This is a genomic window from Inmirania thermothiophila, from assembly GCF_003751635.1.
GTDB classification, from domain to species: Bacteria; Pseudomonadota; Gammaproteobacteria; order DSM-100275; family DSM-100275; genus Inmirania; species Inmirania thermothiophila.
Genome location: NZ_RJVI01000002.1, coordinates 928,811 through 942,513 on the forward strand (window position 1 = coordinate 928,811; position 13,703 = coordinate 942,513).

The following is a 13,703-nucleotide window of genomic DNA, read 5'->3' on the forward strand; positions in this document are numbered from 1 at the left end:
TCAGGGGCGGTCGTCCGCCGCCTCCTCCCGCTTCGGCGCCACGAGATCGCTGCGGCTGACGCCGAGGGCCAGCGCCGCGGGGCTCGCGATGAAGATCGAGGAGTAGGTGCCGACGACGATGCCGACGATGAGGGCGAGGGCGAAGCCGTGGATGATCTCGCCGCCGAAGGCGAACAGCGCCACCAGCACCAGCAGGGTGGTGAGGGAGGTCATGAGGGTGCGCGAGATGGTCTGGTTGATGGAGGCGTTCATGACCTCGAGGGCGCTGCCGCGGCGCATCTTGCGGAAGTTCTCGCGGATGCGGTCGAAGACCACGATGGTGTCGTTGAGGGAGTAGCCGATCACCGCGAGCACCGCGGCGAGCACCGTCAGGTCCACCTCGATCCGGAACACCGAGAAGAAGCCCAGGGTGATGAGGACGTCGTGCACCAGCGCGGCCACCGCCCCGAGGGCGAAGCGGTACTCGAAGCGGAAGGCGACGTAGAGGAGGATGCCGATGAGGGCGTAGAGCATGGCGAGCCCCCCCTTCTCGGCGAGCTCCTCCCCCACCTGCGGGCCCACGAACTCCACCCGCCGCATGGCCGGCCCGCCGCCCTCCTCCTGCAGCAGCTCCAGCACCCGGGTGCTGACGTCGGCGCTCGCGAGCCCCTCGCGCGGGGCGACGCGGATGAGGACGTCGCGGGCGGTGCCGAAGTGCTGCACGACGACGTCGCCGAGGCCGCCGCCGGCGAGGCGCTGCCGCACCTCGGAAAGCTCCACCGGCCGCGGATAGGCCACCTCGATGAGCGTCCCCCCGGTGAAGTCGAGCCCGAGCACCAGCCCCTGCGCGAGCAGCGAGACCAGCGAGACCAGCATCAGCAGCCCGGAGACCACCGCGGCGATGCGCCGCCTGCCGAGGAAGTCGATGCGGGTGGTGCGGCCGAGGATCTGCAGCATGGTCCGTCCCCGCTCAGATGGGCAGCGCCTTGAGGCGGCGGCCGCCGTAGACCAGGTTGATCACCGCCCGCGTGCCCATGATGGCCGTGAACATGGAGGTGACGATGCCCAGCGAGAGCGTCACCGCGAAGCCCTTGATGGGTCCGGTGCCGAAGGTGAAGAGCACGGCGGCGGCGATGAGGGTGGTGATGTTGGCGTCGGCGATGGTGGAGAAGGCCTTCTCGTAGCCGGCGTGGATGCTCGCCTGCGGCGTGTTGCCGTTGCGCAGCTCCTCGCGGATGCGCTCGAAGATGAGCACGTTGGCGTCCACCGCCATGCCCACGGTGAGGACGATGCCGGCGATGCCGGGCATGGTCAGGGTGGCCTGCAGCATGGAGAGCAGCGCCACCACCATCACCAGGTTGACGAACAGCGCGAGGTCCGCGACGAGGCCGAAGACCTTGTAGTAGACCGCCATGAAGGCGAGCACGAGGACGAAGCCGATGACCACCGCACGGAAGCCCTGCTCGATGTTGTCGGCGCCGAGACTGGGGCCGACGGTGCGCTCCTCGACGATCTGCACGGGGGCGGCGAGGGCCCCGGCGCGCAGCAGCAGCGCCAGGTTGCGCGCCTCCTCGGGGCTGTCGAGGCCGGTGGTCTGGAAGCGCTTGCCGAAGGGCTCGCGGATGGTGGCGACGTTGATCACCTCCTCCACCCGCCGCGTGGTGCGCACCTTCCTGCCGTCGACGACGCGGGTCTCCACCTTGTTCTCGATGAAGACCACGGCCATGGGCTTGCCCACGTTCTCCCGCGTCACCGCCAGCATGCGCCGCGCCCCCGCCCCGTCCAGGGTGACGAAGACCGCGGGGCTGCCGGTCTGCTGGTCGAAGCCGGAGGCGGCGTTGATGATCTGGTCGCCGGTGACGATGACCCGGCGCTTGAGCAGGATCGGCCGGCCGTCGCGGGTGCGGTAGAGGCGCGAGCCCGGCGGCACCTTGCCGGCGAGGGCCTCCTCGACGCTGTGCTCAGTGTCCACGAGGCGGTACTCGAGGGTCGCGGTGGCGCCGATGATCTCCTTGGCCCGCGCCGTGTCCTGCACCCCAGGCAGCTCCACCACGATGCGCCCCTCGCCCTGCTGCTGGATCACGGGCTCGGCGACCCCCAGCTCGTTGACGCGGTTGCGCAGGGTGGTGATGTTCTGCTGCACGGCAAGGCGCATCACCTCGCGCCGCTCCCGCTCGCTCAGCCGCGCCACGAGGAAGACCCCGCCGGCGTCGCGCTCGGCAAGCTCGAGCCCCTGGAGCGTACCGCGGATCCGCTCGGCGGCATGCGCCCGCTCGGCGGCGTCGCGGAAGGCGATCTCGATGCCGTCGGCGCCCCGGCGGATCCCGAGGTAGCGGATCTTGGCCTCGCGCAGCAGCCCGCGGATGTCATCCACGTAGCGCTCCTCGGCCTGGGCGAGGGCGGCCTCGAGGTCCACCTCCATGAGGAAGTGGACGCCGCCGCGCAGGTCGAGGCCCAGGTACATCGGACGCGCGTTGATGGCGCGCAGCCAGGCCGGTGTGGCCGGCGCGAGATTGAGCGCCACCGTGTAGTCCGGGCCGAGGGCCTCGCGCAGCACGTCCACCGCCTTGAGCTGGGCCTCGGTGTCGGCCATGCGCACCAGCAGCCGCCCGTCGGCGAGCTCGGCGGAGCGGAAGGGGACGCCCTGGGCGCGCAGGGTCCCGAGGACCCGCTCGCGCAGCGCCGCGTCCACCGGCTGCCGGCTCGAGGAGACCTGCACCGCGGGGTCCTCGCCGTAGAGGTTGGGCAGGGCGTAGACCACGCCCACGAGGAGGACCACGACGATGAGGGCGTACTTCCAGAGGGGATAGCGGTTCATGGGCGGGCGTCAGCTCTCGGTCTTGGCGCCCTTCTTCTCGCCCTTGCCGCGCCCCTGCCGCAGCGTCCCCTTGGGGAGCAGCGCCGCGATCATCGGCCGCTGCACCTGGACCTCGACCCCGTCGGCCACCTGCAGGGTGACGAACTGGTCGTCCAGCGCCGTGATGCGGCCGGCGAGCCCGCCGTTGGTCACCACCTCGTCGCCCTTGGCCAGGGCCTCGATCATCTTGCGGTGCTCCTTGGCCCGCTTGGACTGGGGACGGATGAGGAGGAAGTAGAAGACCACGAACAGGATCACCAGCGGGAGCATCCCCAGGAGGGGATCAGCCTTCGGCGCCGCGCCCTCCTGGGCGAGGGCATCGGAGATGAGGAAGTTCATCGGAGACCGTCCTTTCTGGTTGTGGCGTTGGGTGTCCGGGCCGCGTCCGCGGCGCGCGTATTATGGCACATCAGCCGTCCGGGCCGCGGGCCCGCAGCGCGCGGAACTCGGCGACGAAGGCCGCGAGCCGGCCGGCCTCGATGGCCTCCCGCAACCCCCGCATCAAGGTCTGGTAGTAGTGGAGGTTGTGGATGGTGTTGAGGCGCGCGCCGAGGATCTCGTTGCAGCGGTCGAGGTGGCGCAGATAGGCGCGGCTGTAGTGGCGGCAGGTGTAGCAGCCGCACTCGGGGTCCGGGGGGCGGGTGTCGTCGCGGTAGCGGGCGTTGCGGATGCGCAGATCGCCCAGGCGGGTGAAGAGGTGGCCGTTGCGGGCGTTGCGCGTCGGCAGCACGCAGTCGAACAGATCCACCCCCCGCAGCACCGCCTCCACGATGTCCTCGGGCGTGCCCACCCCCATGAGGTAGCGGGGGGCGCCGGCGGGCATCTGCGGCGTCAGCGACGCCACCACCTCCCAGCGCGCCTGCGGGGGCTCCCCCACCGAGAGGCCGCCGATGGCGTAGCCGTCGAAGCCGATCTCCATCAGCCCCGCCAGCGACTCCGCCCGGAGGTGCGGATAGACCCCGCCCTGGACGATGCCGAAGAGCGCCGCCGGGTTGTCGCCGTGGGCCTCGCGCGAGCGCCGCGCCCAGCGCAGGGACAGCGCCATGGAGGCCCGCGCCTCGGGCTCGGTGGCCGGGTAGGGCGTGCACTCGTCGAAGACCATGACGATGTCGGACCCCAGCGCCCGCTGCACCGCCACGGATTCCTCCGGCCCCAGGAAGACCTCCGCCCCGTCCACCGGCGAGCGGAAGGTCACCCCCGCCTCGCGGATGCGGCGCAGCCTGCCCAGGCTCCAGACCTGGAAGCCGCCCGAGTCGGTCAGGATCGGCCCGTCCCAGTGCATGAAGTCGTGCAGCGTGCCGTGGCGGCGGATGACCTCGGTGCCGGGGCGCAGCATGAGGTGGAAGGTGTTGCCGAGGATGATCTCGGCGCCCACCGCGCGCAGCTCCTCCGGGGTCATGGCCTTGACCGTACCGTAGGTGCCCACGGGCATGAAGGCCGGGGTCTCGACGGTGCCGCGGGGCAGGTGGATGCGCCCCCGCCGGGCCATGCCGTCGGTGGCGAGCAGTTCAAAGCGCATGGCGTGCGGTCTCGTCCAGGAACATGGCGTCGCCGTAGCTGAAGAAGCGGTAACGCTGCGCCACCGCGTGGCGGTAGGCGGCGAGCACGCGCTCGCGCCCGGCGAAGGCGCACACCAGCATGAGCAGGGTGGAGCGCGGCAGGTGGAAGTTGGTCAGCAGCGCGTCCACCACCCGGAAGCGGTGGCCGGGGTAGATGAAGAGCCGCGTCTCGCCGCGCAGGGGGCGCAGCGCCCCCGCCGCGGCCGCGCTCTCCAGCGCCCGCACCACCGTGGTGCCCACCGCCACCACGCGCCCGCCGCGCGCGCGCGTGCGCGCCACGGCCGCCACCGCGGCCTCGTCCACCACCACCCGCTCGGCGTGCATGGCGTGCCGCTCCACCTCCTCGACGCGCACCGGCTGGAAGGTGCCGGCGCCCACGTGCAGGGTCACCTGCGCGGTCTCCACGCCGCGCGCGCGCACCGCGGCGAGCAGCGCCTCGTCGAAGTGCAGCCCCGCGGTGGGGGCCGCCACCGCGCCCGGGCGGCGCGCCCACACGGTCTGGTAGCGCGCGAGGTCCTCGGCCTCGGCGGCGCGGCGGATGTAGGGGGGAAGCGGCACCCGGCCGCAGCGCTCGAGCAGGGCCTCCAGGGGCTCGTCGCTCTCCACCTCGAACAGCCCGCCGGCGCGGCCGCGCACCGTCAGCCGCCCGCCGCCCTCGACCTCGATGCCGGTCCCGGGCCGCGGGGCGCGGCTTGCGCGCACGTGGGCGAGGGCCCGCCGCGGCGCCTCGATGCGCTCCACCAGCACCTCGACCCGCCCCCCGCTCTCCTTGCGCCCGAGCAGCCGCGCCTTGAGGACCCGCGTGTCGTTGAGGACGAGCAGATCCCCCGGGCGCAGCAGCGCCGGCAGGTCGGCCACGCGGCGGTCGGCAAGGCCCGCGGCCGAGACGTGCAGCAGCCGCGCCGCGCTCCGCTCGGGGAGCGGATGCTGGGCGATCAGCGCCTCGGGAAGCTCGTAGTCGAAGTCGGCGACGCGCACCGGCGCGGATGGTAGGCGCGGGCGGCGGCGAGGGCAAGCGCCGCCCTTGCCGCCGTGCCGCGCCGGCCCCTACCATTGCCCAACCGCGCCGGGATGGCGGAACCGGTAGACGCGGCGGACTCAAAATCCGCTGGTGGCGACACCGTGAGAGTTCGAGTCTCTCTCCCGGCACCACAGGCCCACCCACCCGATCCCAGACGGAAGGCGACACCATGCAGGGAACCCGCTACGTCCTCGAGGTCCAGCCCCGCATCCCCGAGCGCATCGAGCGCCTCGCGGAGCTGGCCGACGACCTCTTCTACAGCTGGGACCGCGGCGTGCGCGGCCTCTTCCGCCGCCTCGACAGCGCCCTCTGGGACGCCTGCAACCACAACCCCAAGGTCTTCCTGCGCCGGGTGGCGCAGAAGCGGCTCGAGGAGGCGGCCCAGGACCGGGTCTTCCTGGAGGACTACCGCCGGGTCCTGTCCGCCTACGAGACCTACCTGCAGGAGCAGGTCCAGTCCGACGTCGGCCTGCTCTTCGACCCGCAGCGCGACCTCGTCGCCTACTTCTGCGCCGAGTTCGGCTTCCACGAGAGCCTGCCCGTCTACTCCGGCGGCCTCGGCATCCTCGCCGGCGACCACTGCAAGGCCGCGAGCGACCTCGGCCTGCCCTTCGTCGCCGTGGGCCTGCTCTACCGCCAGGGCTACTTCACCCAGACCATCGACGCCCATGGCAACCAGGTCGCCCACTACCACCCCACCGACTTCGGCGACCTGCCCCTGCACCCGGCCACCGACGCCGAGGGGCGCGAGCTGTGCATCCGCGTGGAGCTGCCGGGCCGCACCGTCTGCGTGCGGGTCTGGACCGGCCGCGCCGGGCGCATCCGCGTGGTCTTCCTCGACACCGACCTGCCCCAGAACAGCGAGGCCGACCGCCGCATCACCTACCAGCTCTACGGCGGCGACGAGAACACCCGCATCCAGCAGGAGATCGTCCTCGGCATCGGCGGCGTGCGGGCGCTGCGGGCGCTGGGGCTCACACCCACCGTCTGGCACCTCAACGAGGGCCACGCCGCCTTCGCCGTGCTCGAGCGCTGCCGCGAGCAGGTGGAGGCCGGCCTCGACTTCGACGCCGCCCTGGAGCTCGTGGCCGCGGGCACCGTCTTCACCACCCACACCCCGGTGCCGGCGGGGCACGACGTCTTCGACCACGGCCTCTTCCGCGGCTACTTCGAGGACTTCGCCGCCCGCCTCGGCATCCCCATGGACCGGCTGCTCGCCCTCGGCGCCAGCCCCGCCAACCAGGGCGGCTTCAACATGACCGCGCTGGCGCTGCGCGGCTCGCGCTTCCACAACGGCGTCAGCCGCATCCACGGCCGCGTCGCCTCCAGCATGGAGGGCTACGTCTGGCCCCAGATCCCCCACGAGGAGAACCCCATCGGGCACGTCACCAACGGCATCCACCTGCCCACCTTCCTCGCCCGGCAGTGGGCGGGCCTGTTCGACATGCACTTCGGCGCCGAGTGGCGCAGCGAGCTCCTCGACGAGGCCTACTGGCAGCGCATCGACTCCATCCCGGACTACACCTTCTGGTCCACCCACCAGCTCCTCAAGGCCGAGCTGCTGGCGGAGCTCGGCGAGCGGGTGCGGGCCCAGCACCGGCGCAACGGCCTGTCCGAGGCCCACATCCGGCGCCTGACCCGCCACCTCAACCCCGACCGCACCGACATCCTCCTGCTGGGCTTCGCCCGCCGCTTCGCCACCTACAAGCGGGCGACGCTGCTGTTCCAGGACCCGGCGCGGCTGGCGCGCATCCTCAAGGACCCGGAGCGCCCGGCGGTGATCGTCTTCGCCGGCAAGGCCCACCCCCGCGATCTCCCCGGGCAGGAGCTCATCCGCACCATCCACGAGTACGCCATGCGGCCCGAGTTCGAGGGCCACATCGTGCTCGTGGAGAACTACGACCTCGCCCTCGCCCGCGCCCTGGTCACCGGCGTCGACGTCTGGGTCAACACCCCCGAGCACCCCCTCGAGGCCAGCGGCACCTCCGGCATGAAGGCCGGGGTCAACGGCGTGCTCAACCTCAGCGTCCTCGACGGCTGGTGGGCCGAGGGCTTCGACGGCACCAACGGCTGGGGCATCACCCCCCACGCGCCGCACTACGACCTCGCGCACCGCAACCGCGAGGAGGGACAGGAGCTGCTGGACCTGCTGGAGGAGGAGGTGGTGCCGCTCTACTACCACCGCGACGGCCACGGCTACTCGCCGGGCTGGGTGCGCATGGCCAAGGCCTCCATGCGCACCCTGATCCCGCGCTTCAACGCCCAGCGCATGGTGATGGACTACGTGCTCCAGCACTACGGCCCGGCCAACCTGCAGGCGCGCACCCTCGCCGAGGACGGCGCCGCCCCGGCGCGGGAGCTGGCGGCATGGAAGGCACGGGTGATCGCGGCCTGGCCGAAGGTGCGCGCGCGCCGGCTCGATCCGCCCCCGGCGCGGCTCTACAACGGCGAGGTCCTGCCCATCCGGGTGGCGGTGGACCTCGCCGGGCTCGCGCCCGAGGACGTGGTGGTGGAGTGCCTGATCGGCACCGAGCGCGCGGACGGCACGGTGGAGACCCGCCAGCGCTTCCCCTTCCGCCCCCTCGAGGAGCGCACCGAGGAGGGCGAGGCGGTCTACGCCCTGGATCTCACCCCCACGCTGCCGGGGCTGCAGGTCTACCGCCTGCGCCTCCACCCCTACCACCGGCTCATGAGCCACCCCCTGGAGCTGGGCTGCATGCTCTGGCTCTAGGGGCCGGGGCAGAAAAGGGGCCGCGCGGCGGCGCGGCCCCCCTCGTCGTGACGCCGGCGCTGCGGCCTCAGCGTCGCCCGCGGCGCACCAGGGCCGCAAGCCCCGCGCCGAGCAGCACCAGCGTGCCCGGCTCCGGCACCGTGGTGGGCGGCTCCGGCGGCTCCCCTGCCGGCGAGCCCCCGAGGGAGAAGATCACCGAGGCGAAGGTGGCGTCGGGGTCGAGGTCGAAGGCGATGGCCGAGGTGATGTCCCGGGGACCGAAGGCCGGGCTGCCGGGGAAGCGGGGATCCGCCATGGGGGGCAGATCCGCCGTGTCCACGACGCCGGCGATGCTGTAGCTCGCCCCGCCGGACGATATGATGGCGGACAGAAGGTCCGCGAACTCGTCCGCCGCCCAGCCGATGTAGCTCATGCCCACGGCGCTGAGATAGGTGGCGGCGTGGGCGACGCCGACGTTCGCCGTCCTGTCGACGGTGAGGAGCTGGAAGTCCGCCGCCCCCGGCGTGCCCAGCACCACCAGGACGTCGTCGCTGGAATCCAAGACGTCCTCGTCCAGGTACTGGATCAGGCGCACCGGGCCGAAGGGCTGGTCGGACTCGAAGACGAGCTCGGTGAGGTAGTTGGTGCTGCCCGCGGCGATGGTGCTGCGCGCCCGCCAGCGGATCGCGTCGTGGGTCCCGGCGAAGCTGCCCTCGGAGAGCACGGCACCGCCGCTGAGGGCGGCCGGGCTGGTGACGGTGGTCGCCGAGAGGGCCACCGCGCCGCCGTCGGCGCCCACGTCCACGTAGTGCTCGTATTGGAAGATGACGTCCGTGGGCCCCTGCGAGCCGACCGGGTCGAGGATCCCGTCGGAGGCGCTGCCGCCGTCCTGAACGTCCACGCTCCAGGCACCGTCCCCCGCCACACCGTTGGTGATCACCACCGCATGCGCCGGCAGGGCCAGGGCCGCAAGCACCGCCGTGAGGAGATGCGTTTTCCGGACCATGAGCCGTCTCCCTGCGTGACCCGCAGCAACCCTAGCACTTTCCGTGCCACCTGCTCGCGCGATCTTTCCGATCAAGATCTTGCGTGCCCCCGGCGGACGCCGCCGCGGCCTGGCTGTCAGATTTTTCGACACCCGCCGCGCGGCTCAGCGGCCGTAGAGCGCGGCGAGGGCCGCGACCTGCGCGGCCAGGTCCGGGGGCACCTGCGCCCAGCCGAAGCGCCAGCGCCAGTTGCCCTCGGTGGTGCCGGGGCGGTTCATGCGGTGGCCGGCGCCGAGCCCCAGCAGATCCTGCATGGGCACCATCGCGAGCACCGCCACCGAGGCCAGCGCCGCGCGCACCAGCGGCCACGGCATGGGCTCGCCCGGCCGCCCGAGATAGTCCAGCACGCGCCCGCGCACCGCGCCGTCCAGGCCCTCGAACCAGCCCAGGGTGGTGTCGTTGTCGTGGGTGCCGGTGTAGACCACGAGGTCGCGGGCGTGGTTGTGGGGCAGGTGGGGGTTGTCGGCGCCGCCGTCGAAGGCGAACTGCAGCACCCGCATCCCCGGCAGCCCCAGCCCCTCGCGCAGCGCGACCACGTCGTCGGTGATGTAGCCCAGGTCCTCGGCCACCAGCGGCAGCGGCCCGAGGGCCTTGCGCAGGGCGTCGAAGAGGGCCCGCCCCGGCCCCGGCACCCAGCGCCCGTTGCGCGCCGTGGGCTCGCCGGCGGGGATCGCCCAGCAGGCGGCGAAGCCGCGGAAGTGGTCGATGCGCACGAGGTCGAAGTGGCGCAGCAGCCAGCCCACGCGCCGGACCCACCAGCGGTAGCCGTCGGCGGCGTGGACCTCCCAGCGGTAGAGGGGGTTGCCCCAGCGCTGGCCGTCGGCGCTGAAGTAGTCCGGCGGCACCCCGGCCACCGTGCGCGGGCGGCCCTCGGCGTCGAGGTCGAACAGCCCCCGCGCGGCCCAGACCTCGGCGCTGTCGAGGGCGACGAAGATGGGCAGGTCCCCCATGAGGCGCACGCCGGCCCCCGCCGCCGCCTCCCGCAGCCGCCGCCACTGGCGCCAGAAGACGAACTGCTCGAAGCGCACCTGCGCCACCGCGTCGGCGAGCCCCCGGGCCGCCTCGGCGAGGGCCGCCGCGTCGCGGTCGCGCAGGGGCGCGGGCCAGCGCCACCAGGGCGCGCCGCCGTGGGCCGCGCGCAGGGCGGCGAAGAGGGCGTAGTCCTCGAGCCACGCCGCGGCCTCGGCGCAAAAGCGCGCGTAGTCGGCCCGCGCCGCCTCGTCCGCGCCCGCCTCGAGGCGCTGCCGCGCCGCGGCCAGGGCCTCGGCGCGCGGGCGGTGCGGGTCGTCGAGCCAGCCCTCGGCGGCGAGGGCCTCGAGGTCGATCAGGCGCGCATCCCCGGCGAAGGCCGAGAGCGGCTGATACGGGGAGCGGTCCTCGTGGGTCGGCCCCAGGGGCAGGACCTGCCACCAGCGCAGCCCCGCCTCCCCCAGCCAGCGCGCGAAGCGGTGCGCCTCGGCGCCGAGGGTGCCGCCGTCCGGGTCGGGCCCCGGGAGCGAGGTGACGTGGCAGAGGACGCCGGCGGCGCGGCCGCCGGGGATCGGACTCACGCCCCCTCCCGCCCCGGGCGCATGGTGCCGCCGCCCGCCGGGGCGCCGTGGCCCTCGCCGAGGGGCGCCGCGAGGCCCTGCGGGACCTCGCGCCCGAGGGCGCGGTAGAGGGCCGCGAGGTGATGGCGGTAGAGGGCGTCGAAGTCGCGCACCGCCTCCGGCGGGTTGTAGTCGCCGTACCACCAGAACCAGTCCGAGCCCTCGCAGACCGCGAGCCGGCGCACCGCGTCCTCGCGCGCGGCCCCGCCGAGGGCCGGGGCGGCCTCGTCGAAGGCCTGCTTCGCCGCCACCAGCGCGTCCCACGCCCGGTTCTTGTCGGGATCGCCCATCCAGGTGGAGAAGGTGCCGTAGACCCAGCTCCCGGCCACGACGCGCCCGAGCGGCGCCAGCGGCAGCCCCTCCTCGAGCAGCCCCTCGAAGGTGGCCGGGCGCAGGCGCGGGTGGTCCTCGAGGGCGCCGTAGAGGCGGTCGAGGAAGGGGAAGCCGTTCTCGGCGTAGTGCTCCCAGGCGTTCTCGCCGTCGAGGATCACGGCCACCACGCGCCCCGGACGGCCGGCGGTGGCGGCGTCGATGTTCTCCAGATGCCCCACGAGGTCGGCCACCGCCTCGGCGGGCTCGCGCGCGGCGTACTGGAAGCCGATGAGGTCGGAGAGGCCGTCGTCGCGGAAGAAGAGGGCCGGGCCCGTGCCGTGGCGGTAGCCGCGGTGGACCCAGTCCCGCCCCTCGGGGGCCCCGCCGAGGCTGTTGCGCAGCACCCCCTCGCCGCTCGCCGCCCAGCGGAACCCCGCCTCGCCGACGAGGCGCAGCGCGGCCTCGCTCACCCCGCCCTCCGACGGCCAGCAGCCCGCCGGCTCGCGGCCGAAGTGGCGGGCGAAGGCGCGGCGGGCCTCGGCCAGGTGCCAGCGCACCCGCGCCTCGCCGCCGGGGTAGCCCTTGCTCGCCGGCAGCGCCGCCTCCGGCCAGGCCTCGCGGGCGGCCGCGAAGTCGAGCAGCAGCGGCAGCATGGGGTGCCCCCAGGGGCTCGCCGCAAGCTCCACCCGCCCCGCCTCCCACAGGCGACGGTAGCGGCCGGGGATGCCCGCAAGCTGCTCCCCCACCCGCTCCAGGAGGAGGCGCCGCTCGGCGGCGCCGAAGCCGCCCTCGCGGGCCATGAGGTCGCGCAGGCGCGGGTCCGCGCGGCGCACCGCCTCGCCCATCCACGCCAGGTGGTACCAAACGACGAGGTCCTCGACGAAGGCGTCCCCGAGCCACGCCACCCCGGCCCGCGCCGCGAGGGCCTCGCGGGCGATGCGCACCATCCGGGCGTAGGCGGGGAAGCGCGCGATCATGCGGTGTTCGTTGGCGCGCAGGCAGGCGCGCACCACCGCCTCGCGCGCCTCGCCCGCCGGCGGCGCGCCTTCGGCGAGGGCCGCGAGCAGCGGGTCGGGCAGGGGCGCCCCCTCGTGCAGGTGGGCGGCGACGGCCTCGGCGTACTCGGCGAGCTGATCGAGCAGCACAGGGGCGAAGTTGACCACCGCCCGCATCCCTTCGTGGGCCTCCAGGTGGGCCGCCATGTCGGTGTAGTCCTTGATGCCGTGGAGATAGGTCCAGGGCTGGTGATAGCGGCCGTCCTCGGGGTCGCGGTAGCAAGGCTGGTGCATGTGCCAGAGGAAGACCACCGGCAGGCGGTCAGCGCGGGACACGGTGGATCTCCTGGCCCAGCATCTCCGGCACCACCAGGCGCACGCCCTGCTCGGTGACGTGGAAGCGCGCGGCGTCGGCCTCGTCCTCGCCGATCACCGTCCCGTCCGGGATGCGCGTGCCCTTGTCGATGACCGCGCGGCGGATGCGGCAGCCGCGGCCGATCACCACGTCGGGCAGGACCACGCACTCCTCGAGGACGCTGCCCTCCTCCACGCGCACGTTGGAGAAGAGGAGCGAGCGGCGCAGGAACGCGCCCGAGATCACGCAGCCTCCCGAGACCATGCTGTCGACCGCCATGCCGCGGCGCCAGTCGTCGTCGAAGACGAACTTGGCCGGCGGCAGCTGCTCCTGGTAGGTCCAGATGGGCCACTCGGCGTCGTAGAGGTTGAGCTCCGGGGTGACGTCCAGCAGCTCCAGGTTGGCGCGCCAGAAGGCGTCCACGGTGCCCACGTCACGCCAGTAGTAGGGCCGCCCGGTGGCGGGATCGCGGAAGGGGTAGGCATAGACCCGGGCGGTGGCGATGGCGCGGGGGATGACGTCGTGGCCGAAGTCGTGGCTCGAGGCCGGATCCTCGTGGTCGGCGAAGAGGATGTCGTAGAGGAAGGCGCGGCGGAAGACGTAGATCCCCATGGAGGCCAGGGCGACGTCGGGACGCCCCGGCACCGGCGCGGGATCGGCCGGCTTCTCGGCGAAGGCGGTGACGCGGCCGTGCTCGTCCACCGCCATCACGCCGAAGGCGCGGGCCTCGGCCCGCGGCACCTCGATGGCGGCCACGGTGACGTCGGCGTCGTTGGCCACGTGGGCCGCCACCAGCGCGCCGTAGTCCATCTTGTAGATGTGGTCGCCGGCGAGGATCAGCACGTACTCGGGGCGGTGGGCGTGGATGATGTCCAGGTTCTGGAACACGGCGTCGGCGGTGCCCGCGTACCAGCCCTCGCCGGTGCGCTGCTGCGCCGGCAGCAGCTCGATGAACTCGCCGAGCTCGGCGCGCAGGAAGTTCCATCCCTGCTGGATGTGGCGGGTCAGCGAATGGGCCTTGTACTGGGTGAGGACGCTGATGCGGCGGATCCCCGAGTTGAGGCAGTTGGAGAGCGGAAAGTCGATGATGCGGAACTTGCCGCCGAAGGGGACCGCCGGCTTGACCCGCCAGTTGGTGAGGTCCCGCAGGCGGGTGCCGCGGCCGCCCGCGAGCACCAGGGCGAGGGTGTCGCGGGTCAGGCGGCTGACGAAGCGTGCGCTGTAGCGGAATGCCATGGTTCCCTCCCACGCGCGCGGGCGGTTACCCTACCCGCCTCGGC

At 73.4% G+C, this 13,703-nt stretch carries 10 protein-coding genes and 1 tRNA gene; 2 read left to right on the forward strand and 9 right to left on the reverse strand.

Features of this window, described 5'->3' with window-relative positions:
- From secF to queA, 5 genes are all read right to left on the reverse strand, one after another.
- Nucleotides 1-933, reverse strand: a complete 933-nt coding sequence (gene secF / locus EDC57_RS10010; RefSeq protein ID WP_123401886.1) for a protein translocase subunit SecF — start codon at nucleotides 931-933, stop codon at nucleotides 1-3.
- Between the two features lie 16 nt (nucleotides 934-949).
- Nucleotides 950-2,797, reverse strand: a complete 1,848-nt coding sequence (gene secD, locus EDC57_RS10015) for a protein translocase subunit SecD (RefSeq protein ID WP_123401707.1) — start codon at nucleotides 2,795-2,797, stop codon at nucleotides 950-952.
- A gap of 9 nt (nucleotides 2,798-2,806) precedes the next feature.
- Nucleotides 2,807-3,175: a preprotein translocase subunit YajC gene (gene yajC / locus EDC57_RS10020; RefSeq protein ID WP_123401708.1), complete on the reverse strand. Its 369-nt coding sequence runs from the start codon at nucleotides 3,173-3,175 to the stop codon at nucleotides 2,807-2,809.
- 70 nt (nucleotides 3,176-3,245) lie between these two features.
- Nucleotides 3,246-4,355, reverse strand: a complete 1,110-nt coding sequence (gene tgt, locus EDC57_RS10025) for a tRNA guanosine(34) transglycosylase Tgt (RefSeq protein WP_123401709.1) — start codon at nucleotides 4,353-4,355, stop codon at nucleotides 3,246-3,248.
- Complete coding sequence (gene queA / locus EDC57_RS10030) at nucleotides 4,345-5,373, reverse strand: tRNA preQ1(34) S-adenosylmethionine ribosyltransferase-isomerase QueA (RefSeq protein WP_123401710.1); 1,029 nt, start codon at nucleotides 5,371-5,373, stop codon at nucleotides 4,345-4,347. The genes tgt and queA overlap by 11 nt, the downstream gene beginning before the upstream one ends.
- 87 nt (nucleotides 5,374-5,460) lie before the next feature.
- Here queA and EDC57_RS10035 point away from each other — a divergent pair.
- Nucleotides 5,461-5,547, forward strand: a tRNA-Leu gene (locus tag EDC57_RS10035).
- 38 nt (nucleotides 5,548-5,585) lie between these two features.
- Entirely contained in the window at nucleotides 5,586-8,147 is a 2,562-nt protein-coding gene (gene glgP / locus EDC57_RS10040; RefSeq protein WP_123401711.1) for an alpha-glucan family phosphorylase, read from the forward strand.
- Nucleotides 8,148-8,214: 67 nt separating this feature from the next.
- Here the strand turns inward: glgP and EDC57_RS10045 are convergent, their stop codons facing one another.
- From EDC57_RS10045 to glgC, 4 genes are all read right to left on the reverse strand, one after another.
- On the reverse strand, nucleotides 8,215-9,132 hold the full coding sequence (locus EDC57_RS10045; protein WP_123401712.1) for a PEP-CTERM sorting domain-containing protein: 918 nt from the start codon (nucleotides 9,130-9,132) through the stop codon (nucleotides 8,215-8,217).
- Between the two features lie 144 nt (nucleotides 9,133-9,276).
- Nucleotides 9,277-10,722, reverse strand: a complete 1,446-nt coding sequence (gene malQ, locus EDC57_RS10050; RefSeq protein ID WP_123401713.1) for a 4-alpha-glucanotransferase — start codon at nucleotides 10,720-10,722, stop codon at nucleotides 9,277-9,279.
- On the reverse strand, nucleotides 10,719-12,404 hold the full coding sequence (locus EDC57_RS10055; protein ID WP_281272256.1) for a glycoside hydrolase family 57 protein: 1,686 nt from the start codon (nucleotides 12,402-12,404) through the stop codon (nucleotides 10,719-10,721). Before EDC57_RS10055 ends, malQ begins: the two co-directional genes overlap by 4 nt.
- Entirely contained in the window at nucleotides 12,391-13,659 is a 1,269-nt protein-coding gene (gene glgC, locus EDC57_RS10060; RefSeq protein ID WP_123401714.1) for a glucose-1-phosphate adenylyltransferase, read from the reverse strand. The genes EDC57_RS10055 and glgC overlap by 14 nt, the downstream gene beginning before the upstream one ends.
- Nucleotides 13,660-13,703 lie beyond the last annotated feature (44 nt).